Source organism: Aeromonas sp. FDAARGOS 1417 (genome assembly GCF_019046985.1).
Taxonomy (GTDB): Bacteria; Pseudomonadota; Gammaproteobacteria; order Enterobacterales; family Aeromonadaceae; genus Aeromonas; species Aeromonas veronii.
The window spans coordinates 4324385-4348339 of the sequence record NZ_CP077221.1 but is presented as its reverse complement, the minus strand read 5'-3'; the positions used below and the strand labels follow the sequence as shown (position 1 = coordinate 4348339).

The window sequence follows — 23955 nt, the reverse complement described above, 5'->3', positions numbered from 1 at the left end:
ATGGCGGCATTCGAATACAAGGCCCTCGACAACAAGGGGCGCAGCAAGAGCGGTGTGATGGAGGGCGACTCGGCCCGTCAGGTGCGCCAGCTGCTGCGCGAACAGGGGCTCACCCCCCTTGAGGTGAACGAGACTACCGAGAAGGCGAAACGGGAAGCGACCCGCTTCGCCCTGTTTCGTCGTGGTGCCAGCACAGCCGAGCTGGCCCTCATCACTCGCCAGCTGGCGACCCTGGTGGGCGCCGGTCTCACCATCGAAGAGGCGCTCAAGGCGGTGGCCGAGCAGTGCGAAAAGGCCCACCTGCGCTCTCTGGTGGCGACCGTGCGCAGCAAGGTGGTGGAGGGGTATTCGCTGGCCGACTCACTGGGGGCTTTTCCTCATGTGTTCGACCAGCTGTTTCGCTCCATGGTGGCGGCCGGTGAAAAATCGGGCCATCTGGAAAAAGTGCTCAACCGCCTCGCCGACTACACCGAGCAGCGCCAGCATATGCGCACCAAGCTGCTGCAGGCGATGATCTACCCCATAGTGCTCACCTGTGTCGCCATCGGGGTTATCTCGATCCTGCTCACCGCCGTGGTACCCAAGGTGGTGGCCCAGTTTGAACACATGGGTCAGCAGCTGCCGGGCACCACCCGTTTTCTCATCGGCACCAGCGAGCTGATGCAGGCCTACGGCCTCTGGTTTCTGCTGCTGATCTTCCTCGGCAGCTTTGTCTGGCGCTGGTGGCTCACCGATGAAAAGCGCCGCCGACGCTGGCATCAGGTGCTGCTCGGCCTGCCGGTGATTGGCCGGGTCAGCCGCGGTCTCAACACCGCCCGCTTCGCCCGAACTCTAAGCATCCTCAACGCCAGTGCGGTACCGCTGCTGGAGGGGATGAAGATCTCCGGCGAAGTACTCTCCAACGACTTTGCCAGAATGCGCATTCTCGAGGCCGCCGAACGGGTGCGCGAGGGGACCAGTCTGCGCAAGTCGCTGACCGAGACCAAGATTTTCCCGCCCATGATGCTGCACATGATCGCCTCCGGTGAGCAGAGCGGCGAGCTCGACAGCATGCTGGAGCGGGCGGCAGACAACCAGGATCGGGAGTTTGAATCCCAGGTCAATATCGCCCTCGGGGTGTTCGAACCCATGCTGGTGGTCTCCATGGCCGGGGTAGTGCTGTTTATCGTGATGTCGATCCTGCAGCCGATCCTCGAGCTCAACAATATGGTGAATATGTAAGTTTCCGGTGTTCGGTGGCGCCGCTGGCGGCCCGTCGAACCCACCCAGTGATCACTCTCTGATGGGCCATCCCATCTCATTTGTTACGGAGCAACTCATGAACAAACGTCGTCAATCCGGTTTTACCTTGCTGGAAGTCATGGTGGTCATCGTGATCCTCGGCATTCTGGCCAGTCTGGTGGTGCCCAACCTGATGGGCAACAAGGAGAAAGCTGACCAGCAGAAAGCGGTCTCCGATATCGTGGCGCTGGAAAATGCCCTCGACATGTACAAGCTGGACAACAACCGCTACCCGACCACCGAACAGGGTCTGGACGCGCTGGTGACCAAGCCCTCCATCGATCCGGCGCCGCGCAGCTACCGAGATGGCGGCTACATCAAGCGCCTGCCGCAAGATCCCTGGGGCAACCCGTACCAGCTGCTGAGCCCGGGCCAGTTCGGCAAGATCGACATCTTCTCCATGGGTCTGGATGGCGAAGCCGGTACCGATGACGACATCGGCAACTGGAACCTGAAGGATTTCCAATAAGTGATATGTCGCCACCGCACTCCTTGTGAGCTGACTGCATGAAGCGATCTCTCTCCTTTCATCGCCAATCCGGCTTTACCCTGCTGGAAGTGTTGCTGGTCGCCATGCTGATGGGACTGGTGGCCACTGCCGTCACCCTCAGCATGGGTGGCGCCAGAGGAGATCGGGAGCTGGACAAGCAGGCGCGCCGCCTGATGGCGACCCTGCAGCTGGCGCAGGAGTATGCGGTGATGGATGGTCGGCTGGTGGGCATTCGTATCGAGGATAACGGCTGGCAGTTTATGCAGCGTCAGGCCAAGGATCGCAAGTGGCTGGCCCTGACTGGCGACAAGCAACTTGGGCCGGTGCAACTGGCCGAGAACATGACGCTGGCACTGGAGCTGGAAGGCTTTGGCTGGCAGCCGGACTCCGACGAGAAAACCGAACAGAAGCGCGACGAGAAGGAGCGCACGCCACAGCTGCTCATCTTCCCGGGCGGCGAGTTGAGCCCGTTCGTGCTCACCTTCACCCAGCAGGATGACGATGCCCGCTACACCCGCATCGTCAAGGGGGACGAGTTCGGCCGCCTCACCCTGTTCACCGGCGATGAAGATGAAGAGGTGAGCGAATGAACGCCCGGGGCATGACACTACTCGAAGTCATGGTCGCACTGGCCGTCTTTGCCATCGCGGGTCTGGCGGTAATGAAAACCGCCAGCGAGCACCTCTCGGCCCTCAACTATCTGGAGCAGAAGACACTCGCCACCTGGGTAGTGGAGAACCAGCTGGTGCAACAGAAGCTCGAAAACAAGTGGCCCGGCGACAGCTGGGTGGAAGGGGATGAGCAGATGGCCGGGCAGACTTGGTACTGGCGCTATCGCGGTGTCGCCACCGCAGACAACAACTTCCGGGCACTCGATATGGAAGTGCGCACCGAGGCCAAGGCCGAGAACCCGGTCGCCATGATGCGGACCTATATCAGCCGATGACCCAACACGTTGCCCGCACGCCTCGCCCCGTCCGTCACGCCGGTTTCACCCTGCTCGAAATGCTGGTGGCGATCGCCATCTTCGCCACTCTCAGCATGGGTGCCTATCAGGTGCTGCAGGGGGTGCTCACCAGCGACGAGGTGGCCAAGCGCAAGGAGGCTCGCCTCAACGAACTGCAACTCGCCTTCACCCTGCTGGAGCGAGACATCACCCAGATGGTGCCGCGCAGCGGTCGCATCGAAGGGGAGAACAACAAGGTGCTGCTGGCCGCCTCCCGGTTCGGCCAGCAAAGCGATGACTGGGGCATGGCTTTTATGCGCAGCGGCTGGCTCAACCCGGACGGCATGCTGCCCCGCTCCCATCTGCAGCGGGTCGGCTGGCGCCTCAAGGATCAGAAGCTGGAGCGCCTGAGCTATCTCTATCCGGATCCGGTGATCGGCACCGAGCCGCGCATCCAGCCGGTGCTGGCGGGAGTCACGGCGTTTCGCCTCTACTTCTTCGACAAGGGCAACTGGAAAGAGGAGTGGACCCAGCGCAGCGTGCTGCCCCACGGGCTGGCAGTGGAGCTGGATCTGGAAGATTACGGCACCATTCGCCGTCAATTCCTGATTGGTGCCGGTGGCCAGCGCGCCGAAGAGAATAGCCAGAGCAGCAACCCCGACCAAGGTGGCAACAACAACAACGGGAACAACGGCGGCAACGGCAATACCAATGGCGGTAATGGTGACAGCCAGAACGGAGGGGGCGCCAATGCGGGCTAATCTCGCCGCCCCCGGCCGCCAGCGCGGCATGGCGCTGCTGGTGGTGCTGCTGATCCTCTCGGTGATGGTGATCATCGCCAGCAATATGAGCGGCCGCCTGCAGCTTGAGCTTCGCCGCACCGCCAACATCACCACCGGCAAACAGGCATGGTGGTATGCCCTCTCGGCAGAGGCGCTGGTAAGCAAGGTGCTGACGCAGGATTTCAAGGACAACCCCGAGGTGGTCAACCTCAGCCAGAACTGGGCCCGCAAGAACACGGTGTTTCCGGTGGACGATGGCCAGCTCAAGGGCGAGGTGACCGACCTGCAATCCTGCTTCAACCTCAACAGCCTGAGCGTGGCCTCCAAGGCGGGGAGCGGCGAGGAGCTGGCGCAGCAACCCTATCCGGTGCAGGTGTTTCGCGAACTGCTCAAACAGCTGGCGATGGATGATTACGAGGCGGCCCAGCTCACCGATGCCATCCGTGACTGGACCGACAAGGATACGGTGCTGGTCTCCAGCCTTGGCGCAGAGGACGCCTATTACGAGGGGCTCAAGCCACCCTACCTCACCGCCAACCAGTGGATGTTGGGCAAGGATGAGCTGAGGGCGGTGCGCGGGGTGACGGCCAGGGTCTATGCCAAGCTGACCCCCTACGTCTGCACCCTGCCCAACGACAAGTTGAAGATCAATATCAATACCCTTGCCCCCCAGCGCCCCGAGCTGCTGGTTGCCCTCTATCTGGGCACTATCGGGCTGGATGACGCCAAGCGGGTGCTGAACGAGCGGCCACAGAAGGGGTGGAAAGAGAGCAAGCTGATGACGGACATGCTCGCTCCGGTCGATTCGGTGAAAGGACTGAAAGAGGCGCTGGTGGTCAAGAGCGACTTCTTCGAAGCCCGAGTCGTGGCCGAGGTCGGCGACAACCGGGCCTGGCTCGAAACCCTGTTCCAGCGGGGCAAGGACAATAAACTGGTGATGCTGCGCCGCCTCAGTAGCGGCGCCGAATAAACAGCGCACCTGCAGGCCATCGCCCGCGGGTACGAGAGATGTTGGATGCAGCCTGCGGGCTGCGCACCGGTTGCCAGGGCGCACAACGCCCTTTGCAAACCGGTATCGCAGGAGAGAGATGCGTGAGCGAAAGTCTGGTCATCCGACTGGGGACCAATAAACAACAACCCGTGGCCTGGCTGGTCTGGTCCGGTCAGGAGCAGGAGATCATCGCCTCCGGCACCCTGCCCTCGGCCGATGCCCTAGGCGAGCTGCTGGAACGGGCCGGTGGCCGCCCCGTAGTCACCCTAGTGCCGGGCAGCGATCTGCTCTTCCGGCGCGTCACCCTGCCGGGTCGCTACAACCGCCAGTCGGCGGCGGCCCTCCCCTATCTGCTGGAAGAGCAGATCGCCTCCGACGTGGACGAGCTCCATCTGGTGGTGCTGGCCCACGAGGGCCAGCAGGTGGATCTGATGGCGGTGGATCGGCAGAAGATGGCCGAGTGGCTCGGCTGGCTCGATGCCGCTGGCCTCAAGAGCCTGCAACTGCTGCCAGATGTGCTGGCGCTGCCACAGGCCGCTGATGGCTGGTCTGCGCTGCAACTCGGCAACGAGTGGCTGGTGCGCCAGAGCCCCTGTCAGGGGATCGTCGCCGACGAACCGCTGCTGGCTATCTTGCTGGCAACCGAAGCCGAGCCGGTCACCATCCACAGCCACACCCCGGTGCCCGCCATTGCCGCCGCCAACTGGCAGGCGGCGGAGCCCGAGCTGCCCATGCTGCTGCTAGCCAAAGGGGCACTCACCTGCCGGGCCAACCTGCTGACCGGCCCCTACCGCCCCCAGACCGAATATGCCCGCTACTGGTTGCAGTGGCGCAAGGTAGCCATCACCGCGGGTCTGTTGCTGCTGGTAGCCCTCGGCCAGCGCGGGGTGCAGCTCTATCAGCTCACCGAGCAGGACAAGGCGCTGAAAGCGGAGATCCGTGCCGTCTATACCCGCATCTTCCCGGGTGAGAGCCGCATAGTGAACGTGCGCAGCCAGATGAACCAGCATCTGCAACAGATGGGACAAGCCCCGCAAAACGGCGTGCTGCTGATGCTCACCGAGCTGGCCCCCACCTTTGCCGAAGTACCCGGTCTGAAACCACAGGTGATGCGCTTTGATGCCAGTCGCCGCGAGCTGAGGCTGCAGGTGACCGCTCCCGGCTTTGCCGAGATCGAGCGGTTCCGCGAGCTGGCTGGCAAGCAATTCGAGGTACAGCAAGGCGAGGTGCGCAGCACCGAGGGCAAGGTAGAGGGCGCACTGGTGCTCAAGGGTAAATCATCATGATGGAAAAATTGCAGAGCTGGTGGCACGGAATCACAGCACGGGAACAGCGGCTGGTGGTCGTAGGCGGCGTTCTGCTGCTGGTTGGTCTCTTCTACTGGAGCGTCTGGCAGCCCATCGCCAACCGCATCGCGGAGCGGGAGCGGCAGGTGCAGAACCAGCAGCAGACCCTCACCTGGCTCAAGGAGAAGGGTGAAGAGGTGCTGGCCATGCAGGGTGGCTCGGGTCGCCAGATCGATACCAGCGGCACCCTTGAAGGGGTGGTCAACCGCACCGCCTTCAACCACAAGATCAAGATTGCCCGGCTGCAACCCCAGGCGCAGGAGCTGCAAGTGTGGATCGACACGGTCCAGTTCGATGACTTGCTGCTCTGGCTCTCCACTCTGGTGGAGCAGCACGGTATTCAGGTTCAAATCATCGAGATCGCCCGCGAGGATCTGGCCCCGGGTCTGGTCAAGGTCAGACGTTTGCAGTTGAGTCGTCCACAATGAAAAAACGCATCCTGATTGCCAGCCTGTTTCTGGCCGCCTATCTGGTATTCCTGCTGGCCACCCTGCCCGCGGCACTGGTGGCTCGCCATCTGCCGCTGCCTGCCAATGTTGCCAACCTGCTGAAACTGGAAGGGGTGAGCGGCACCCTCTGGAACGGCCAGATTGCCCGACTGCAATATGCCAGCGAATCGGTGAACCAGCTGCGCTGGGATCTCAACGGCTGGTCGCTGCTGCGCTTCGCCCCCGAAGTGGCCATACGCTTTGGCGATCGCAACGGGCTCAATGGTCAGGGCGTTGTCGGCTGGAATGGCGCCGCCTTCGGCCGGGATCTGACCCTCAACGCCCCCGCCCCCTGGTTGCTGAGCCGGGTGCCGATGCGCCTGCCAATCCCGCTCACCGTCAGCGGCCAGCTGCAGCTCAAAGTGGAGCAATTTGCCCAGGGCAACCCCTGGTGTGACAACCTCTACGGCAACCTCGACTGGTACAACGCCAGCGCCGATACCCCTGCGGGCAAGCTGGATCTGGCTGACCCCGAGCTGAAACTCACCTGCCTCGACTCCAAACTGGTGGCCGAACTCAAGCAGGGCTCGGATGCGGTGCAGACCAGCGGTCGCCTCGAGCTGCAACCCAATGGCCAATACCTGTTCCAGGGCACCCTGAAGCCGGGCCCGGCACTGCCACCGCAGATGCAGCAAGGGCTCCCCTTCCTCGGCCAGCCCGACAGTCAGGGCCGCTTCCCCCTGCGCTATCAGGGGCGGATCTAAGCCCCTATCCCGCTGACCCCGGAGCCACTCCGGGGTCAGCTTGTTTATCCCTTTGTGCCTTCTCCTCTCACTGCACTGACCCCCTCAGCCCTTACTCATTTAACTCTGACGTACCGCCACATCCCCTGCAAGAGTGTCTGATCCCCCTCTCTTTCAACCCGCTCTGCGCAGCAACAACCAGCCTCACTCGTCAATCCACTTGCCGCAAATGGTCAATGAGCACACACCTTGCTCAAAAAGTGGCAACTCGCCATAGCCAAATTAAATATCAATAAGATTGCATCATTTGATAAATGTGAGCTGTCACCCGTTATTGATCTTTTCCAGCCACATTACAGCCGCCCACAAAAGCATAAAAATAACTAACTGAAAAATAACGATTAAAAAATAAAACCATCCTCTTCACGCCCCATTCAATCTTATTTCCTTTGTGCCAACCCATCAGAAATGTGAGCAACGGCAAAACAACAGGTCAACCAGGGACTATTGATAAAAACATCGAAATACCAGATGGAACCCAGAGGCCGATACAATGAAGTCAATTTGAGATGATTGATGTGTCTAGATAACACAACAGGCAACCATCTCGACCGATCTGTTCATTTGGTTTTCAAGCGTTGAGGGAAGGGTTATGGAAAAGAAGCGTATCTACCTGTTTTGCTCTGCCGGGATGTCCACTTCACTGCTGGTTTCAAAGATGAAGGCGCAGGCAGAAAAATATGATGTGCCGGTGCTGATCGATGCCTATCCGGAGACCCTGGCTGGCGAGAAGGGACAGGATGCCGATTTGGTGCTGCTGGGCCCGCAAATCGCCTACATGCTGCCGGAGATCCAGCAGCAACTGCCGGGCAAGCCGGTCGAGGTGATCGACACCCTGCTCTACGGCAAGGTCGATGGCCTCGGCGTACTGAAGGCGGCGGTAGCCTCTATCAAGAAGAGCCTCGCGCAGTAAGGAGATCCCTGTGAGCAACATCATCGCATCGTTGGAGAAGGTCATACTGCCCATAGCCGTCAAGCTGGGCAAACAACCTCATGTCAACGCCATCAAGAACGGTTTTATCAAGCTGATGCCCCTGACGCTGGTCGGGGCCATGTTCGTTCTCATCAACAACGTCTTTCTGAGCTTTGGCGAAGGCTCCTTCTTCTACTCCATCGGCGTGCGGATCGATCCCGCCACCATCGCCACCCTTGATGGCCTCAAGAGCATCGGCGGCAACGTCTATAACGGCACCCTGGGCATCATGTCCCTGATGGCCCCCTTCTTTATTGGTCTGGCACTGGCAGAAGAGCGCAAGACCGACCCCCTGGCCTCCGGTTTGCTGTCGGTTGCAGCCTTTATGACCGTCACGCCGTTCAGCGTGGGCGAAGCCTATGCGGTCGGCGCCAACTGGCTGGGCGGATCCAACATCATCTCCGGCATGCTGATCGGTATCGCCGTGGCCGAAATGTTCGCTTTTATCGTCCGTCGCAACTGGGTCATCACCCTGCCAGACAGCGTTCCAACTTCTGTCTCCCGCTCCTTCTCGGCGTTGATCCCGGGCTTTATCATCCTCTCCATTATGGGGGTGATCTCCTACCTGCTGAACAATGCCGGCACCAACTTCCACCAGCTGATCATGGACAGTATCTCCACCCCGCTGGCCAATATGGGGGGTCTGGTGGGCTGGGTCTATGTGATCTTCTCCTCCTTCCTCTGGTTCTTCGGCGTACACGGCATGCTGGCGCTCACTGCGCTGGAGTCAGGCGTACTTTTCCCCTTCGCCCTGGAAAACGTCGCCCTCTACAACCAGTACGGCTCGGTCGAAGCTGCTCTGGAGGCAGGCAAGCAGTTCCACTTCTGGGCCAAGCCGATCACCGACTCCTTCGTCTTCCTCGGCGGCACCGGTGCCACGCTGGGCCTCATCATCGCCATCTTTATGGTCTCCCGTCGCGATGACTACCGTCAGGTCGCCAAGCTGGGTCTGCCCTCCGGCATGTTCCAGATCAACGAGCCCATCCTGTTCGGCTTGCCGGTCATCATGAACCCCATCCTGCTGGTGCCCTTCATCCTGGTGCACCCGGTACTGATGGGGATCACCATGGCGGCCTACTACGCCGGGATCATCCCACCCATCACCAACATAGCGCCATGGACCATGCCGACCGGCCTGGGAGCCTTCTTCAACACCAACGGCAGCGTGGCCGCCTTCTGTCTGGCGATATTCAACCTGGGTGTCGCGACCATGATGTATATCCCCTTCGTGCTGATTGCCAACAAAGCGCAGAACGTCATCGATGAAGAAGAGGAGAGCGAAGAGGATATCGCTCTGGCTCTGAAGTTCTGATAACAGCCATTCCAATGACAGCAAGGGAGGAGCAAAACTCCTCCCCTAACAGCCTGGAGAAGTAACCCATGCAGTATCGTTTTCCGGATAACTTCTGGTGGGGCAGCGCCAGCTCGGCCCCGCAGATGGAAGGCGCCGCCAACCGCGGCGGCAAATCCGCCAATATCTTTGACTACTGGTTCTCCATCGAACCGCAGCGTTTCCACAACGGGGTCGGCCCGACCGACACTTCCACCTTCTATGACAACTTCGCGAGCGACATCAAGCTGCTCAAGCAGCTGGGGCACAACAGTTTTCGCACCTCCATCTCCTGGTCACGGCTGATCCCGGACGGGGTGGGCGAAATCAACCAGGAGGCGGTCAGCTTCTACAACGCCGTCTTTGACCGGCTGCTGGCCGAGGGGATCACCCCGCTTATCAACCTCTACCACTTCGACATGCCGATGTGCATGCAGGAGCGTGGCGGCTGGGAGAGCCGGGAAGTGGTGGCCGCCTATGTGCACTACGCCACCCGCTGCTTCGACCTGTTTGGCGGTCGCATCAAGCACTGGTTCACCTTCAACGAGCCGATTGTGCCGGTCGAGTGCGGCTACCTTGGCCACTACCACTACCCCTGCGTGGTCGATTTTGGTAGGGCGGCCACCGTCGCCTACCACACCGCGCTGGCCCATGCCGGTGCCGTGCAGGCCTATCGCGCCTGCCAGCATGATGGCGAGATCGGCATCATCCTCAACCTGAGCCCGACCTATCCCCGCTCGCAGGATCCGGCAGATCTCGCCGCCTCCCGCATCGCGGATCTGCTGCTCAACAAGAGCTTCCTCGATCCGGCCCTGAAGGGGAGCTACGACCCCGAGCTGGTCGCGCTGCTAGAGCAGTACGACTTGCTGCCGCAGATCGAAGAGAGTGACAAGGCGCTGCTCGCCGCCGGCAAGGTGGATATCCTCGGCATCAACTACTACCAGCCGCGCCGGGTCAAGGCCAAAGAGGTGGCGTGGCAGGGTGTACCGCGCACGCCGGAAGATCTGTTCGACTACTACGAGATGCCGGGCCGCAAGATGAACCCCCACCGCGGCTGGGAGATTTACGAAAAAGGGATCTACGACATCCTCACCGACCTGCGAGTCAACTACGGCAACCTGCCCTGCTACATCTCGGAAAACGGCATGGGGGTCGAAGGGGAAGAGCGCTTTATCGGTCCCGAGGGACGGGTGGAGGATGACTACCGCATCCAGTTCATTCGCGAGCACCTCCAGTGGCTGCATCGCGCACTGGAAGAGGGCAGCGCCTGTCGCGGCTATCACCTGTGGACCTTTATCGACAACTGGTCGTGGCTCAACGCCTACAAGAACCGTTACGGCTTCGTCCGCCTCGATCTGGAGAGCCAGCAGCGCACCATCAAGAAGAGCGGCTACTGGTTTGCCGAGGTAGCGCGCAACCATGGTTTTAATTAACGGTTTCAATTAACGCATTTACGTAAGGAACGACACATGTTCGATCTGGACAACATCACTGAAGAGGCCACCACCAGCAACGATCTGGAAGAGGTGGTAATGGGGCTTATCATCAACTCCGGGCAGGCCCGCAGTCTCGCCTACACCGCGCTGAAAAAGGCCAAGGAGGGGGATCTGGCCGCCGCTCACCAGCTGATGGCCCAATCCCGCGAGGCGCTCAATGCCGCCCATCTGGTGCAGACCCAGCTGATCGAGGACGATCAGGGGGAAGGCAAGATCCCGGTCACCCTGGTGCTGGTCCATGCCCAGGATCACCTGATGACCTCCATGCTGGCCCGTGAGCTGATCAGCGAGTTGATCGAGCTGCACGAAAAGCTGCAGAACCAATAACCTCCGGACGGGGCGAGAGGCCCCGTCATCGGCCCGCAGATCAGGAAGCGACTCATGAGCGTTAAAACAATCCGGGAAACCGAACTGTTTAACAACAAACCGTTCCACATGTTCATCTACAACAAACAGGTGAGCGGAACCGGTTTGCACCAGCACGACTACTACGAGTTCACCCTGGTACTGACCGGTCGTTACTATCAGGAGGTCAACGGCAAGCGGGTGCTGCTGGAACGGGGGGACGTGGTGTTTATCCCACTCGGCTCCCGCCATCAAAGCTTCTACGAGTTCGGCACCACCCGCATCTTCAACGTCGGGATCACCCGTACCTATTTTGACGAGCACTTCAAATACCTGCTGCCGGAACACTTCGTCGCCTCACAGGCCTATGCGCTCAAGAGCGAGTTCCTCAGCTACATCGAGTCGGTGCTGGTTTCACCGGGGTTTAGGGAAGAGGCGCTGACCGAATTTCTCGAAGTGGTGACCTACGCGGTGATGAACCGGCTGCGTCACTACAAGGACACCTCCGCCAGCGATGATCTTCCGCTATGGCTCCACGAAACCGTGGAGCGGATGCACGATCGCCCCCTCTTTGCCGAGGATGCGCTGGCCAACATGGTCTCCCTCTGTGGCAAGAGCCAGGAGTATCTGACCAGGGCCACCCGGCGTTACTACAACAAGACGCCGATGCAGATCATCAACGAGATCCGGATCAACTACGCCAAGATGCAGCTGGAGGTGACCAACAACTCGGTGGCCGATATCGCCTTCGAGACCGGCTACAACGACGTCAGCCTCTTTATCAAAAACTTCAAGAAGCTCACCTCGTTTACCCCGGGCAGTTACCGCAAATATCTCTATCCGAAATTCGAAAGTTCAGCCTGAGACCAGCGAGTTGCTGACCTAAACAACCCGGTTCAAGAGAACCAATCCATTGTGACCAGCCCCTGCCACAGGCGGCTGCGGCCCCTCTCACCATGAAGACAGAGCGGCCACCATCAAACCTAGAAAGATCGATGAAGAGGGATTTATGAGCGAGAAGATCAAGGTAGTGACCATTGGCGGCGGCAGCAGCTACACCCCCGAGCTGGTCGATGGTTTCATCAAGCGCTATGCCGAGCTGCCCATCAGCGAGCTGTGGCTGGTAGATATTCCCGCTGGCGAAGAGAAACTGAACATCATCTTCGACCTCTGCCAACGGATGATCCGCCAGGCAGGCATCCCCATGACCCTGCACAAAACCCTGGATCGCCGCGAGGCACTGGTGGGTGCCCACTTCGTCACTACCCAGCTTCGCGTCGGCCAGCTGCAGGCGCGGGAGAAGGATGAGCGCATCCCGCTCAGTCACGGCATGCTGGGGCAGGAGACCAACGGCGCAGGCGGCCTGTTCAAGGGGCTGCGAACCATACCGGTCATCTTCGACATCATCCGCGACGTGGAAGCGCTTTGCCCGGATGCCTGGCTGATTAACTTCACCAATCCGGCTGGCATGGTGACCGAAGCAGTGCGCCGTCATACCAACTTCCGCCGTTTTATCGGGGTGTGCAATATTCCGGTCGGCATGCAGATGTTTGTACGCGATGCCCTCAAGCTGACCGAGCAGGATCACCTCTCCATGGATCTGTTCGGCCTCAATCATCTGGTCTTTATCGGCGATGTGCTGGTCAACGGCGAATCACGCTTTGACGAGCTGCTGGAAGGGGTCGCCGATGGCAGCCTGACCCGCGCCAGCTCGGTCAAGAACATCTTCGACTTGCCGTTCGACCCCGGTTTTATCCGCGGTCTTCGCCTGCTTCCCTGCTCCTACCTGCGTTACTACTTCAAGGAGAAAGAGATGCTGGGGATCGAGATGGGCGAGTTCTACAAGGGCGGCGCCCGGGCTCAAGTGGTGCAACAGGTCGAGAAGAAGCTGTTCGAGCTCTACCAGAACCCCGAGCTGTGCGAAAAGCCCAAGGAGCTGGAGCTGCGTGGCGGTGCCTACTACTCCGATGCGGCCTGCGAGGTGATCAGCGCCATTTACAACGACAAGCAGAGCGAGCACTACGTCATCGTGTCCCATCAGGGCCATGTCACCAATATCCCGGCCGACTGGACGGTGGAGATGAGCTGCCTGATCGGGCGTGATGGCGCCATTCCCCATCCACGCCTCACCCGCTTTGACGACAAGGTGAACGGGCTGGTGCACCTCATCAAAAGCTTCGAGATCGCCGCCGCCAAAGCCGCCATCAGTGGCAACTTCGATGACCTGCTGCTGGCGATGAACCTCAACCCGCTGATCCACTCCGACAACGATGCCCGCATCGTCGCCCGCGAGCTGTTGCTGGCCCACCGCGAACACCTGCCCAACTTCGCCGCCGCCATCGACGCCCTCGCCTGAGGCCAGCACGCCCCGCCCGAACCGGCGGGGCGCTTAACCGCAAGGGAACCCTCATGAGCAAGAGATTGATCATCAACGCCGACGACTTCGGCCTCTGCCGCGCCCAGAACTACGGCATCATAGAGGCGTTCGAGCACGGAGTCGTCAGCTCCACCACCGCGATTGTCACCACCACCGCCATCGAGCATGCCGCCTGGCTGGCCAAACGCTTCCCCGAATTGCCAGTCGGGCTGCACTTTATGCTTAGCTGGGGCAAACCGCTCACGCCGCTCACCTCGCTGGTCAACGAGCAGGGTGAACTCAACAAGGGGATCTGGCACAAGAGCGAAGCCGGAGAGCTGGATCTGGCCGAGATATCCGGCGAGCTGGCGAGTCAGTATCAGCGCTTTGTCGAGATCTTCGGCCAACGGCCGACCCATATCGACAGCCACCACCATGTTCATATGTTGCCGACTATCTACCCGCTGGTGGAAGCCTTCGCCAAGGCGCATGACCTGCTCCTTCGCATCGACCGGGGCGAAATAGCCCGCCACGGACTGACCGTCAACCACCCGCAGAGCTGCGATCGGTTCGACGACCGTTTCTACGGCGCGCAGCTGACCCAAGCCAGCCTGCTACAACTGCTCGATGAGGCCAGTGAACAGGGGGCCCATTCGCTCGAGATCATGTGCCACCCCTCCTTTATCGATCTGGAGATGCAAGGCAGCTCCTACTGCCAGCCCCGCCTCAACGAACTGGCGATCCTGACCGACCCATCCCTGCCCGCCCTTATCGCCGAGCGCGGTTACCGCCTCGCCAGCTATCGGGAGTGGCAATAGCCAGCACGCCATCAGGTGGACCGATAAAAACCGCAGATACAAAAAAGCCCAAGCGGGTGACCGCTTGGGCTTTCTCTTTGAATATGGCGGAGGAGGTGGGATTTGAACCCACGGATGGTCGCCCATCGCCGGTTTTCAAGACCGGTGCATTCAGCCGCTCTGCCACCCCTCCGAACGGCGTGCATACTACGCTAAGCCCTTGTTCATATGCAATACATATTTCCTGTGGGATAGTGTGCGGGAGCAAAATGGCAGGTGGCTTGAAATTGTTCCTCGTCATCCCTATTTGTTCTACATACAATGCGTAAACATGCAGTAACAAACAGCGATCACGAGGCGGCTGCTCGTCGTCTCACCCGGACATCAAGAGGACACCCAAGATGGATACCCGTTCTATCTACACTGGCACCCAAAGTGCCGTACGCGATACCAACAAGGTGCTGCGTAACACCTATATGCTGCTCTCCCTCACTCTGGGCTTCTCTGCCGTGGTGGCGGGGGTCGCTACCGTGATGAACATGCCGCCGCTGCACTGGGCCGTGTTCCTGATCGGCGTCTACGGTCTGATGTTCCTGACCGAGAAGAATCGCAACAACGGCATGGGTCTGGTCTTCACCTTCGCCCTGACCGGTCTGCTGGGCTATAGCCTGGGCCCCATCATCAACATGTACATGAACAATGGTGGTGGCGAGATCGTGATGACCGCCCTTGGCGGCACCGCGCTCACCTTCTTCGGTCTGTCAGCCTATGCCCTGACCACCAAGCGTGACCTCTCTTTTATCGGCGGCATGCTGTTCGTCGGTTTCTGGGTACTGCTGGTGGCCATGATTGCCAACATCTTCCTGCAGATGAGCGCCCTGAGCCTGGCCCTGTCCGCCATGTTCATGCTCTTCTCCTCCGGTGCCATCCTGCTGACTACCCAGCAGATCGTGCGCGGCGGCGAGACCAACTACATCTCTGCCACCGTTACCCTGTATGTCTCCATCTACAACATCTTCCTGAGCTTGCTGAGCCTGCTTGGCGGCAACCGCAACTAACCAGAAACCCCGCTTCGGCGGGGTTTTTATTGGCGTCGATTTTTGTCAGGATAAGTTGTAAATCAAGGATATGAAGCGAAGTGGCCCTGATTTGGATCAGGGCCACTTCGCGCTTGGCGGGTTACTATCTCGCTCTCGTTTCGATCAAGGGTTTCACCTGTCTCATGCCGATGGATCTCTCTGGCCTGCTGCGCCGACTGCTGATTGATAGTCACATCGATTTTGCTTCGCTCAAGGGTGGTGCCTAGCATGCCCATGGAATTCTCCGGTTTGTTACGCCGACTGCTGACCGATAGTCACATCTACTTCGCTCTCAAGGTGCTGCTGGCCATTCTCGGTCTGCTCGCCTTCACCCTGGCCACCGGCAATATCCAGCTCACCGTGCTGCTCTCCCTCGGGGTAGTGGCGGGTGCCATCGCCGAAACCGACGACAGCCTGTGGGGACGGCTTAAAAACCTCGCCATGACGCTCATCTGCTTCATGTTTGCGTCCCTGTGTGTCCAGTATCTCTACCCCACCCCCTGGCTGTTTGCCATTGGGCTGGCCAGCTCCACCTTTATCTTCGTGATGGTGGGGGCGCTCGGTGCCCGCTATGCCACCATCAGCTTCGGCTCGCTGCTGATCGCCATCTACACCATGCTGGGGGCCGCCAAGGCGCCGGATCTCTTCTACCAGCCGCTGGCCCTCGGTGCTGGCGCCCTCTGGTACGGACTGGTCTCGTTTATCTGGCTCTGGCTGCTGCCCTACAAGACCCTGCACGAGCAGCTGGCCCAGAGCTACTTCGCCCTTGGCCGCTACCTGCTGGAAAAGTCCCGCTTCTTCCCGGCGGACGAGCACGGCGCCCAGGCCATTCGCCACAATCTGGCCCAGCTCAACATCAATCTGGTGAGCGCGCTGACCCTCACCAAATCGGCCCTCAATGCCCGCCTGAGCCGGCGCCATCCGGCAAGCCCCGAGCTGGCCAGCCTGCTGCGCCTCTACCTGCTGGCGCTGGAAATCCACGAGCGCGCCACCTCCAGCCACTATCCCTACAGCCGACTGGAAGCGGAGCTCAAGCAGGGCATAGTGCTGGAAGGATTTCAGGAGGTGTTCCTGCAACTCTCGGAGGCGTGCCAGCGGCTCGGTTACGCCATTCTGGTCCACAAGCCCTACGCCCATAACAAGCGCATCCACTGGACCCTGGAGGCCCTCGGCGATCAGCTGGAGTTCACCAATCTCAAGCAGCACTACCCGAAAACCCTGCTGACGCCGATGAAGTTCCTGCGCCGCAATCTGGCCAGCATCAACCAGCTGCTCGGCAGCGCCGAAGTGCTGCAAAACCCCGAGCAGCCGGAGCAGGAGCTGCCCGCGCTGGCGCGCCCGCCCCGCCTGCCGCTGCTGGCCCAGCTCAAGCAGCACCTCACCTTGCACTCCATGGTGTTTCGCCATGCGCTGCGTTTGTCACTCGGGCTGGTGATCGGCTACGGCATACTGCAAGCCTTTGATCTGGAGAAGGGCTACTGGATTTTGCTGACCGTGCTGTTTGTCTGCCAGCCCAGCTACAGCGCCACCCGCCGCCGACTGGTGCAGCGGATGCTCGGCACCTTCGCCGGTATTCTGGTGGGCATTCCGGTGCTCTGGCTGTTCCCCGAGCTGCACGTTCAGCTGGTGGTGATGGGGCTGGCAGCCTTCCTCTTCTTTACCCAGGTGCGCAACAACTACAGCGCCGCGGTCTGCTTTATCACCCTCTACGTGCTGATGGCGTTCAACCTGCTCGATGGCATCGGCTTTGCCATTCTGGGGCCACGGCTGCTCGATACCCTGCTCGGCTGCCTCATCTCCTACGGGCTGGTGGCCTGGCTCTGGCCGGACTGGCAATACAAGCGGCTGCCAACACTTATCGCCAATTCGCTCTCGGCCAACGCCCGCTATCTCTCGGCGGTGCTGGCGAGCCTCAAGCAGCAGCGCGATGAGTCCATCGACTATCGGGTGGCGCGCAAGAGCGCCCATCTGGCGGACAGCGAGCTGGCTACCGCCTGGCAGAGCATGCTGGTGGAGCCGCAAAAGCGCCGCCGCTTCCTCGATCTCTGCTTTACCCTCACCTGGCGCAACCACGCCCTGCTCTCCTACATCTCGGCGCTGGGGGCCCATCGCGACAAACTGGAGGCCATCAGCGGGCTGGATGAGGTGCGCCACCACATCTGCCACACCCTGGAGCAGGCCGCCGGTCATCTGGCGGGCAACCCCTCCAGCTCCATCGGTGGTCAGTGCCCCATTCTTTGCACGGACAGCAGTCCAGACAGCAGTGAGGAGCAGCTGATGCTGACCCAGCAGCTCAACCTGATCAGCGAGCTGGCGGATCAGCTGCTGCATCTGGCCAACGAGAGCCGGTTGCTCACCGGGGATCAAGGCGCTACCATGCCCGCCCAATCCTGATAGCCCCATTAGCGAGGAGCCCCCATGTCTGCGTCCGAAAAACATCAGCTGGAATTCAACGGCCAACTCATCGAGACCGATGCCAAGGGCTACCTGCTCAACAGCAACGACTGGAGCGAGGAGCTGGCGCTGGTACTGGCCGCGCAGGAGGGGATCACGCTTGAGGAGCCGCACTGGGAAGTGGTGCGCTTTGTGCGCGCCTTCTATCTGGAGTTCAACACCTCCCCCGCCATCCGCGCGCTGGTCAAGGCGATGGAGAAGCAGTACGGCCCCGAAAAGGGCAACAGCCGCTACCTCTACAAGCTGTTCCCGGAAGGCCCAGCCAAGCAGGCAACCAAGATTGGCGGCCTGCCCAAACCGGTGAAGTGCATCTGATCCCATGCATCTCATCCCATAACAACGGGGGGCCGCAACTGCGGCCCCCCGTTGTTTTTGGTGCACTATCTTCGCGCACCTCGCATTCATATCCCTCAGGCTTCCAGCCAGCCTTATTCCCGCTGGTCAACCAGCGCCACCAGCTGCTCCGCCAGCCGGTGACCGTGCAGATAGGAGGCGATCAGCTCGCTATCCGCTTTGCCGATTTCAATCTGCTGATACCAGTGCTCCAGCATGGCAGCAAAGCCGCGCTGGGCCAGCACCGGCTGCCAGTCGCTGGGGCTAAGCATCTGCGCCTGCTTGTCGCGGGCGATGATGCCGCGGGTGCAGTTCTCAAGGTGCAGTGAGAGGTTGTCGCCGTAGGCATCGATGCGCTCCTCGGTGATCCCGGCGCTACGGTTCATGCTGCCGCTGATGGCGCGATCGCCGCTCTGCCAGCTGACGCTGACCCCGGCCAACAGGCTGTTGTCCTTCATATCTGGTCGCAAGACCGCATGGAAGTCCCCCTGTGGCACGCCGCCATAGAAGCAGAGGCTGTCGAGCACATGGATAAAGTCGTCGAACATAAAATCCCGCGCCTTGCCCGGCAGGGCGAAGCGGTGCTTTTGCCAGTTAAGCTCGGTGAGCGGCTGGGCCCGCGCCTCGGCCATGGCGGGCAGATAGCGGCGGTTAAAGCCGGTAAAGAGGGCGCAATCCTGCGCGATGGCGAGGTTGGCCAGCGCCTCTGCTTCGGCCAGATTGTCGCACAGGGGCTTGTCGACAAAGGTGGGGATCCCTGCGTGCAAGCACTGCTCGGCCAGCTGGCGGTGAACGGCGGTGGCGGCATGGATCATCACGGCGTCGGGGCGACTGGCCAGCATGGCCGCCACATCGGTAAAGCACTCAGCGACCCGATACTGGCGGGCCAGCTTTTCCAGCACTGCTGGATTGCGGGTGCAGAGCAGCGGGGTGACCCGCTCGTCGCTCGCCAGCAGCGGCAGATAGGCTTTCTGGGCGATATCCCCCAGACCAATCATGGCAATGCGCATCTCAACTCCTTTTCACTCGATAACGGGACAAGCGGATAACTGCCCGCACCATCGCAGGATTTCTCCCGCAGATCCAGCCTGCCGTTAGCGCGCTGGCTGGTGGCGGCCGCTCTGTGCAAACGGCGGCGTTATCCGGGCATGGCAAGATCGCTGACCGACTTGATTACATCAGCCAGCCACTCGATGGCGAGATTGCCCTGGCTTTTGCGGTGTCTGCCGACCACCACCTCGAACGGCTGCGGCGCCCCGGCCAGCTCCAGCACACGAAAATCCCCAAGGGCGGCGATGGCCGACGGGATGCAGGCCGCTACGTCATTGACCGACATAAAGGCTTGCAGCGAGGTGTAACAGGGGAGCGTCGCCACCGCCGCGCTGGCAACCTGCTGCGGGCTCATCTGCCCTTCGAAATTGCCGACGCTGTTGGCGAACTGCACAAAGGGGATGGCCGCCAGATCCTGCGGGGCGTTGTCCGGAAGATATCGGGAGTCGCGGCGCAGCACGCAGCAGTAGTGATCCCGGCGCAGGGTGGCGCGCAGCAACCCCGGGTCGAGATAGGCATCAAAGCCAATCACCAGATCGACCTCTCCGCTGGCCAGCGCCTCCAGATGCAGCTCGGCCTGAAAGTCCACCACATCGAGCCGGATGGAGGGCGCTTGAGTGCGCAGGGCGCTCGCCAGCCTTGGGATAATGGCGAGCTGGGCATATTCGTTCGCCATCACCCTGAAGGTGCGCTCGCTGCTGGCGGGATCAAAGGGGGCAGTCACAAAGACCCCGTCGATATCGGCCAGGATCTGCTCGAACCTGGCGGCCAGATCGCAGGCGTAATCGGTGGGCTGCAACCCGGCGCTCTGGCGGATAAAGAGCTCGGCGGGAAAGAGATCGCGCAGCTTTTTCAAATGGCTGCTCACCCCCTGTTGGGAGATCTCCAGCAGCTCGGCCACCCGCGACACACTCTTGTATCTCACCAGCAGCACTAGCACCCGCATCTGCCTGATATCGATCTTTTCCACCCTCACCTCACCAATTTCAGTTGTATCACATACAAATCACCCATGATTTACATTGTATCAGTGGCTCTCTAACCTTGCAGCTCTTCCAGCAAAGCGAGGTTAACGATGAAAACTGTCATTCTGATTGGTGCTCAGGGGAAAATGGGGCAAGCCGCCCTCAGTGGTCTGGGCAAGCACAAGGTGATCACCGCCAGCCGCTCCGGTGAGGGATGTGATTTTCAGGTGGATATCACCAGCAGAGAATCCATCGAGCGACTCTACCAAAACGTGGGCTCCTTCGATGCGGTGGTCAATACCGCAGGATTTTGCGAATACGCCCCCTTTGGCGAGATGAGCGACGAGCAGTGGCAAACCACCATCCAGAGCAAGCTAATGGGGCAGATCAATCTGGTCAATATCGGCCTCAACTACATCAATCAGGGGGGCTCCTTCACCCTGATCTCCGGCATCCTCAATATCAAGCCGATCCCGCTGGCCATTGCCGATGCCACCACCAGCGGCGCCATCGATACCTTTGTCCAGTGCGTGGCCCACGAGCTGCCCCGTGGCATTCGCATCAATGTGGTCAACCCGACCGTACTGGAAGAGGCGTGGGACGTATATGGCGAGATGATGCCTGGCTTCCAGCCGGTGCCGGGAGCTCTGGTCGGCAAGGCGTTTGAGCGCTCCGTCGATGGCTTTATTAGCGGCCAGGTGCTCTATGTCGATGCCTGATCCGGTTCAGGTGTGACCCCAATGCCTTTGTAATTCCTTGTCGATGTTTTTCCTCTTCCCCGAAAGCTCTGCTCTCGGGGCTTTTTGCATAGAGGAACCGGAGTAGCGACAAAATATGATTTCATTTCGACGGCGGCACACAGATTTATGTCATCCGGGTCACTGTCAGAGTGGCCTCGTTTGGCTTACTATGGCGCTCTTGTCCCTGTTGCCGAGCAAAGGGACTATTTCAGGCCATTTGCCGGAATGGATTACCGCTGACCAACGCCCTATTTGGCCGCAGCTTATTGGCGCGGCCACTATTGCCTGTGCGCTATCGGCGCTTATAAAACGCGTTATTTATGGATGTATAACGATGAAATCATCAATTGCACTCAAAGCCTTGTCGCCCTATATATTCGCAATATTGTCAGTTGGGCTGATGTCCAGCGGATATCATGCGCTGCCGATTTATTGCGGCCTGGCCATTGTCGTCTATCCGGTGCTGGTTGCCATGCTGGCGGACGAGTGGGAAAAACAGGGGCTGGTCTATCGCGAATCGACCCAGGTTGAGGTTGATGTCAATGTGCGCGGGATCCTTATCAAGGAGCAGAGACGGCATCTGGAGAATCTCTATTTTATCTCGCCGGACGTGATGCAGACCAAACTCACCAGCCTGACCCGCCTCAAACTGCTGCTCAGCGGCGCCATGTTTGCCGTGTCACTCTATGAACTCGCGCAGCAAGCCGAGGCACAATTTGCCCTGTACGCCGTCAATCTGATGGATATCAATCAGCTGGATATATGTGGCCTGATGATCGGCCTTGGTGGGGTGCTGTTTCTTGGCCACTGCGCGAGAAAAAGCCTCTCTCTCTATGGAACCTGTCGCCATAAAAACTATCTGGTGCAGAGTCATAACGAACCCGGCGTCCAGCTCTATAGCGCAGCCATTTCTGCCAAGGGGGCAAACCTGCAAGTGACCCATACCCGCATGTTCGATGCCTTATTGGCGTGGTATTGAGCAACCCTTAATTGGCAACCTTTAATTACCCCCCCCTTGGATCAAGATGACGGGGCTGGAGGTAAGACAATAAGCCCCCATCCCAAACGCGCTCACTGACCACTCTGCCGTGACCGGCGCAGTGGTTGGTTGAGCCTCTATTGCCCTCCCTATAGCCATCCTCTCTCCCCTCCCCTTGCTTACTGCTTTATCAGAAGTCATCAGCCTGTCATCTGGCTGACATCCCGCGGTCATTTTCAAGCCATAGAGTTTTTCACTTATTTTTCATATGGATAGATAAGGAACATCATGACTTTCCCGTGCTCTTCTTATGTAGCTTTGGCCGTCTCGCTGGTCTTGCTTGGCGGCTGCCAGTCAGAGAACGAATCGTCTGCCGACAGCCAGGGCAAAACTGCCTATCAATACAGCACCAAAGCGGTCTACAGCCCGCAGCAGCAGGCGGAGAGCTACGAGCCAGCACCTCAGGGGTTCAGCCCGGTCTTTACCGAGATGGTGGCGCGCCACGGCTCGCGCTCCCTCTCCAGCCCGAAATATGACGTGCTGACCAAGCAGGTCTGGGAAGAGGCGCAGCGCCAGGGGGCGCTCACCACTCTCGGGCAGGGGCTGGGAGGCAAGGTCGATCTGGTGACGGCCGCCAACCAGAAACTGGGCTATGGCCTGCTCTCGGCGCTGGGCAAGGAGGAGCACGCCAATCTCGCCACCCGACTGGCGGCGCGGCTGCCGACCCTGCTCAACAGCAGCGAGCCCCACTGCATCAAGGTGGTCACCTCGGGCAAGGACAGGGCCAACGAAAGCGCCTTTTACTTTATGGAGAGCCTCAAGCGCGACGTGAACTATGTCAGCGACTCGGCGCAGTGCTACCTCACGCAGGATGACCCCTCGAAGATCGACAAAAAGCTGGTCAACAAGTTCGAGCTCTACTTCCACAAGACCACGCCCGAGGGGGATTACGCCCGCTACCTGCCCGCCTATGAGAGCTACCAGCGCTTTATCGGTGACGAGGATGCCGCAATCGCTCCGGCCCCCGAGCTGGCCAGGGCGCTGGATCAGCTTAAAAACCTGAGCAAGACCAAAGAGATGGCCCGCAGCATGCTGGAGCGTATCTACAGCAAGGGCTTTGTCGACTATCTGGCGGGCGGCGTCGAGTTTGTCGCCATCAACCCGGAAGATGGCGGCATGACCTATGTGCGCGACGAAGTGGATGCCGCCCTGATGCTCTACAACCTCTTTATCATCGGCCCCGGCATGATCCGCGAAGCGCAGGCTCAGGGCAGCGAACCCTGGGCGCTGGAGCAGTTCCTCACCCCACAGGAGTCAGCCTGGTTCTCCTACCTCTCCGATGCGGAAGATTTCTACGAAAAGGGGCCGAGCTTTGCCAACCAGAGCGCCCCCTACGCCATTGCCCAGCCGCTGCTCGACGGCCTGTTTGGCGAGGTGCAGCGTCAGGTGGTGGAGGGCGAGCAGAGCCGACGGGCCACCCTGCGCTTTGCCCACGCCGAAGCCATTATCCCCCTCGCCGCCCTGATGAAGCTGGAAGGGAGCCGTCAGGGGGCCAGCCCGGATCAGCTGTTCAGCCAGCAGAACAACGAGTGGCGCGGCGGCTGGGTCTCCCCCTATACCGCCAATATTCAGTGGGATATCTACCAGAACGGGCAGCGGCAGGTGCTGGTCAAGATGCTCTACAACGAAAAGGAGATCGCCTTTAAAACAGGCTGCCAACCCTACCAAAGCGGCAGCCACTACTACGACTTCGAGGAGCTCAAGCGCTGCTACAGCTATAACGGCTAACCCTTCGCGCACCGGATATGGCAATCACCAGGGGCGACCAGCAGGTCGCCCCTATTAACTCCCCTTCCCTGTTTGCCAAAGCGGGATATGGCTATAAAGCCGCCTTACAGTTCTATTTGCTGATCAAGCTCAAAAAACAGCTCTCTTTTGACCTAAAGCTCAATTAAATGCTCGCCCGCCCAGCCTCCGCCAGTTTAATATGT

At 60.0% G+C, this 23955-nt stretch carries 23 protein-coding genes, 1 tRNA gene and 1 pseudogene; 22 read left to right on the top strand and 3 right to left on the bottom strand.

What is annotated here, in order from left to right:
• From exeF to chbG, 16 genes and pseudogenes are all read left to right on the top strand, one after another.
• The gene (gene exeF, locus I6L47_RS20265; RefSeq protein WP_005338296.1) at positions 1 to 1221 is read left to right on the top strand and encodes a GspF family T2SS innner membrane protein variant ExeF; all 1221 of its coding nucleotides are present in this window, start codon (positions 1 to 3) and stop codon (positions 1219 to 1221) included.
• Between the two features lie 97 nt (positions 1222 to 1318).
• Positions 1319 to 1750, top strand: a complete 432-nt coding sequence (gene exeG / locus I6L47_RS20260) for a GspG family T2SS major pseudopilin variant ExeG (protein WP_005338297.1) — start codon at positions 1319 to 1321, stop codon at positions 1748 to 1750.
• A 38-nt stretch (positions 1751 to 1788) separates the two neighbouring features.
• Complete coding sequence (gene exeH / locus I6L47_RS20255) at positions 1789 to 2361, top strand: GspH family T2SS minor pseudopilin variant ExeH (protein WP_123173527.1); 573 nt, start codon at positions 1789 to 1791, stop codon at positions 2359 to 2361.
• Positions 2358 to 2717: a GspI family T2SS minor pseudopilin variant ExeI gene (gene exeI, locus I6L47_RS20250; protein ID WP_058057786.1), complete on the top strand. Its 360-nt coding sequence runs from the start codon at positions 2358 to 2360 to the stop codon at positions 2715 to 2717. Before exeH ends, exeI begins: the two co-directional genes overlap by 4 nt.
• Positions 2714 to 3361: pseudogene (gspJ, locus tag I6L47_RS20245) on the top strand (type II secretion system minor pseudopilin GspJ); the annotation flags it as partial. The gene exeI and the pseudogene gspJ, both read left to right, overlap by 4 nt.
• A 106-nt stretch (positions 3362 to 3467) precedes the next feature.
• The gene (gene exeK / locus I6L47_RS20240) at positions 3468 to 4469 is read left to right on the top strand and encodes a GspK family T2SS minor pseudopilin variant ExeK (RefSeq protein ID WP_216948205.1); all 1002 of its coding nucleotides are present in this window, start codon (positions 3468 to 3470) and stop codon (positions 4467 to 4469) included.
• Positions 4470 to 4591: 122 nt separating this feature from the next.
• A complete protein-coding gene (gene exeL, locus I6L47_RS20235) occupies positions 4592 to 5776 on the top strand; it encodes a GspL family type II secretion system protein ExeL (protein WP_216948204.1) in 1185 nt (394 codons plus the stop codon).
• The gene (gene exeM / locus I6L47_RS20230; RefSeq protein WP_216948203.1) at positions 5773 to 6264 is read left to right on the top strand and encodes a GspM family type II secretion system protein ExeM; all 492 of its coding nucleotides are present in this window, start codon (positions 5773 to 5775) and stop codon (positions 6262 to 6264) included. The genes exeL and exeM overlap by 4 nt, the downstream gene beginning before the upstream one ends.
• The gene (gene exeN / locus I6L47_RS20225) at positions 6261 to 7028 is read left to right on the top strand and encodes a GspN family type II secretion system protein ExeN (RefSeq protein WP_216948202.1); all 768 of its coding nucleotides are present in this window, start codon (positions 6261 to 6263) and stop codon (positions 7026 to 7028) included. Before exeM ends, exeN begins: the two co-directional genes overlap by 4 nt.
• A 631-nt stretch (positions 7029 to 7659) precedes the next feature.
• The gene (locus tag I6L47_RS20220) at positions 7660 to 7980 is read left to right on the top strand and encodes a PTS sugar transporter subunit IIB (RefSeq protein WP_005350034.1); all 321 of its coding nucleotides are present in this window, start codon (positions 7660 to 7662) and stop codon (positions 7978 to 7980) included.
• A gap of 10 nt (positions 7981 to 7990) precedes the next feature.
• Positions 7991 to 9352, top strand: a complete 1362-nt coding sequence (gene chbC, locus I6L47_RS20215; protein ID WP_216948201.1) for a PTS N,N'-diacetylchitobiose transporter subunit IIC — start codon at positions 7991 to 7993, stop codon at positions 9350 to 9352.
• Between the two features lie 68 nt (positions 9353 to 9420).
• Positions 9421 to 10803 (top strand): glycoside hydrolase family 1 protein, encoded by a 1383-nt coding sequence (locus I6L47_RS20210; protein ID WP_216948200.1) that lies wholly within the window; start codon positions 9421 to 9423, stop codon positions 10801 to 10803.
• Between the two features lie 36 nt (positions 10804 to 10839).
• Entirely contained in the window at positions 10840 to 11193 is a 354-nt protein-coding gene (chbA, locus tag I6L47_RS20205; RefSeq protein ID WP_005350025.1) for a PTS N,N'-diacetylchitobiose transporter subunit IIA, read from the top strand.
• 54 nt (positions 11194 to 11247) lie between these two features.
• Positions 11248 to 12075, top strand: a complete 828-nt coding sequence (gene chbR / locus I6L47_RS20200; protein WP_108540997.1) for a transcriptional regulator ChbR — start codon at positions 11248 to 11250, stop codon at positions 12073 to 12075.
• 145 nt (positions 12076 to 12220) lie between these two features.
• Positions 12221 to 13567 carry a 6-phospho-beta-glucosidase gene (locus tag I6L47_RS20195; RefSeq protein ID WP_216948199.1) on the top strand — a complete coding sequence of 449 codons (1347 nt, stop codon included), beginning with the start codon at positions 12221 to 12223 and terminating at the stop codon, positions 13565 to 13567.
• Positions 13568 to 13620: 53 nt separating this feature from the next.
• Positions 13621 to 14385 carry a chitin disaccharide deacetylase gene (chbG, locus tag I6L47_RS20190; RefSeq protein ID WP_216948198.1) on the top strand — a complete coding sequence of 255 codons (765 nt, stop codon included), beginning with the start codon at positions 13621 to 13623 and terminating at the stop codon, positions 14383 to 14385.
• A gap of 84 nt (positions 14386 to 14469) precedes the next feature.
• Here chbG and I6L47_RS20185 read toward each other — a convergent pair.
• Positions 14470 to 14557 (bottom strand) — tRNA-Ser (locus I6L47_RS20185).
• 208 nt (positions 14558 to 14765) lie between these two features.
• Between I6L47_RS20185 and I6L47_RS20180 the strand changes: the two genes are divergently transcribed.
• The 3 genes from I6L47_RS20180 (at position 14766) to I6L47_RS20170 (ending at position 18212) form a co-directional block, all read left to right on the top strand.
• Positions 14766 to 15422 carry a Bax inhibitor-1/YccA family protein gene (locus tag I6L47_RS20180; RefSeq protein ID WP_005338308.1) on the top strand — a complete coding sequence of 219 codons (657 nt, stop codon included), beginning with the start codon at positions 14766 to 14768 and terminating at the stop codon, positions 15420 to 15422.
• A 249-nt stretch (positions 15423 to 15671) separates the two neighbouring features.
• Positions 15672 to 17837, top strand: coding sequence for a YccS family putative transporter (gene yccS, locus I6L47_RS20175; protein WP_216948197.1), 2166 nt, complete (start codon positions 15672 to 15674; stop codon positions 17835 to 17837).
• Between the two features lie 24 nt (positions 17838 to 17861).
• Positions 17862 to 18212, top strand: a complete 351-nt coding sequence (locus I6L47_RS20170; RefSeq protein ID WP_019446869.1) for a TusE/DsrC/DsvC family sulfur relay protein — start codon at positions 17862 to 17864, stop codon at positions 18210 to 18212.
• A gap of 113 nt (positions 18213 to 18325) precedes the next feature.
• Here the strand turns inward: I6L47_RS20170 and I6L47_RS20165 are convergent, their stop codons facing one another.
• Both I6L47_RS20165 and I6L47_RS20160 read right to left on the bottom strand, forming a co-directional pair.
• Entirely contained in the window at positions 18326 to 19240 is a 915-nt protein-coding gene (locus tag I6L47_RS20165) for a Gfo/Idh/MocA family protein (RefSeq protein ID WP_216948196.1), read from the bottom strand.
• A 128-nt stretch (positions 19241 to 19368) separates the two neighbouring features.
• A complete protein-coding gene (locus I6L47_RS20160; RefSeq protein ID WP_069526313.1) occupies positions 19369 to 20250 on the bottom strand; it encodes a LysR family transcriptional regulator in 882 nt (293 codons plus the stop codon).
• Positions 20251 to 20355: 105 nt separating this feature from the next.
• Here I6L47_RS20160 and I6L47_RS20155 point away from each other — a divergent pair, with 105 nt between their 5' ends.
• The 3 genes from I6L47_RS20155 (at position 20356) to I6L47_RS20145 (ending at position 23752) form a co-directional block, all read left to right on the top strand.
• Positions 20356 to 20964 carry a short chain dehydrogenase gene (locus I6L47_RS20155; RefSeq protein ID WP_005347588.1) on the top strand — a complete coding sequence of 203 codons (609 nt, stop codon included), beginning with the start codon at positions 20356 to 20358 and terminating at the stop codon, positions 20962 to 20964.
• A 421-nt stretch (positions 20965 to 21385) separates the two neighbouring features.
• A complete protein-coding gene (locus tag I6L47_RS20150; protein ID WP_254204779.1) occupies positions 21386 to 21964 on the top strand; it encodes a hypothetical protein in 579 nt (192 codons plus the stop codon).
• Between the two features lie 288 nt (positions 21965 to 22252).
• On the top strand, positions 22253 to 23752 hold the full coding sequence (locus I6L47_RS20145) for a histidine-type phosphatase (protein ID WP_216948194.1): 1500 nt from the start codon (positions 22253 to 22255) through the stop codon (positions 23750 to 23752).
• Positions 23753 to 23955 lie beyond the last annotated feature (203 nt).

Excerpts from the sequence above, each read along its gene's own strand:
- exeF (WP_005338296.1), top strand. The coding sequence starts at position 1 with ATGGCGGCATTCGAATACAAGGCCCTCGACAACAAGGGGCGCAGCAAG.
- exeG (WP_005338297.1), top strand. The coding sequence starts at position 1,319 with ATGAACAAACGTCGTCAATCCGGTTTTACCTTGCTGGAAGTCATGGTG.
- exeH (WP_123173527.1), top strand. The coding sequence starts at position 1,789 with ATGAAGCGATCTCTCTCCTTTCATCGCCAATCCGGCTTTACCCTGCTG.
- exeI (WP_058057786.1), top strand. The coding sequence starts at position 2,358 with ATGAACGCCCGGGGCATGACACTACTCGAAGTCATGGTCGCACTGGCC.
- exeK (WP_216948205.1), top strand. The coding sequence starts at position 3,468 with ATGCGGGCTAATCTCGCCGCCCCCGGCCGCCAGCGCGGCATGGCGCTG.
- exeM (WP_216948203.1), top strand. The coding sequence starts at position 5,773 with ATGATGGAAAAATTGCAGAGCTGGTGGCACGGAATCACAGCACGGGAA.
- exeN (WP_216948202.1), top strand. The coding sequence starts at position 6,261 with ATGAAAAAACGCATCCTGATTGCCAGCCTGTTTCTGGCCGCCTATCTG.
- I6L47_RS20220 (WP_005350034.1), top strand. The coding sequence starts at position 7,660 with ATGGAAAAGAAGCGTATCTACCTGTTTTGCTCTGCCGGGATGTCCACT.
- I6L47_RS20210 (WP_216948200.1), top strand. The coding sequence starts at position 9,421 with ATGCAGTATCGTTTTCCGGATAACTTCTGGTGGGGCAGCGCCAGCTCG.
- chbA (WP_005350025.1), top strand. The coding sequence starts at position 10,840 with ATGTTCGATCTGGACAACATCACTGAAGAGGCCACCACCAGCAACGAT.
- chbR (WP_108540997.1), top strand. The coding sequence starts at position 11,248 with ATGAGCGTTAAAACAATCCGGGAAACCGAACTGTTTAACAACAAACCG.
- I6L47_RS20195 (WP_216948199.1), top strand. The coding sequence starts at position 12,221 with ATGAGCGAGAAGATCAAGGTAGTGACCATTGGCGGCGGCAGCAGCTAC.
- chbG (WP_216948198.1), top strand. The coding sequence starts at position 13,621 with ATGAGCAAGAGATTGATCATCAACGCCGACGACTTCGGCCTCTGCCGC.
- I6L47_RS20180 (WP_005338308.1), top strand. The coding sequence starts at position 14,766 with ATGGATACCCGTTCTATCTACACTGGCACCCAAAGTGCCGTACGCGAT.
- yccS (WP_216948197.1), top strand. The coding sequence starts at position 15,672 with ATGCCCATGGAATTCTCCGGTTTGTTACGCCGACTGCTGACCGATAGT.
- I6L47_RS20170 (WP_019446869.1), top strand. The coding sequence starts at position 17,862 with ATGTCTGCGTCCGAAAAACATCAGCTGGAATTCAACGGCCAACTCATC.
- I6L47_RS20165 (WP_216948196.1), bottom strand. The coding sequence starts at position 19,240 with ATGCGCATTGCCATGATTGGTCTGGGGGATATCGCCCAGAAAGCCTAT.
- I6L47_RS20155 (WP_005347588.1), top strand. The coding sequence starts at position 20,356 with ATGAAAACTGTCATTCTGATTGGTGCTCAGGGGAAAATGGGGCAAGCC.
- I6L47_RS20150 (WP_254204779.1), top strand. The coding sequence starts at position 21,386 with ATGTCCAGCGGATATCATGCGCTGCCGATTTATTGCGGCCTGGCCATT.
- I6L47_RS20145 (WP_216948194.1), top strand. The coding sequence starts at position 22,253 with ATGACTTTCCCGTGCTCTTCTTATGTAGCTTTGGCCGTCTCGCTGGTC.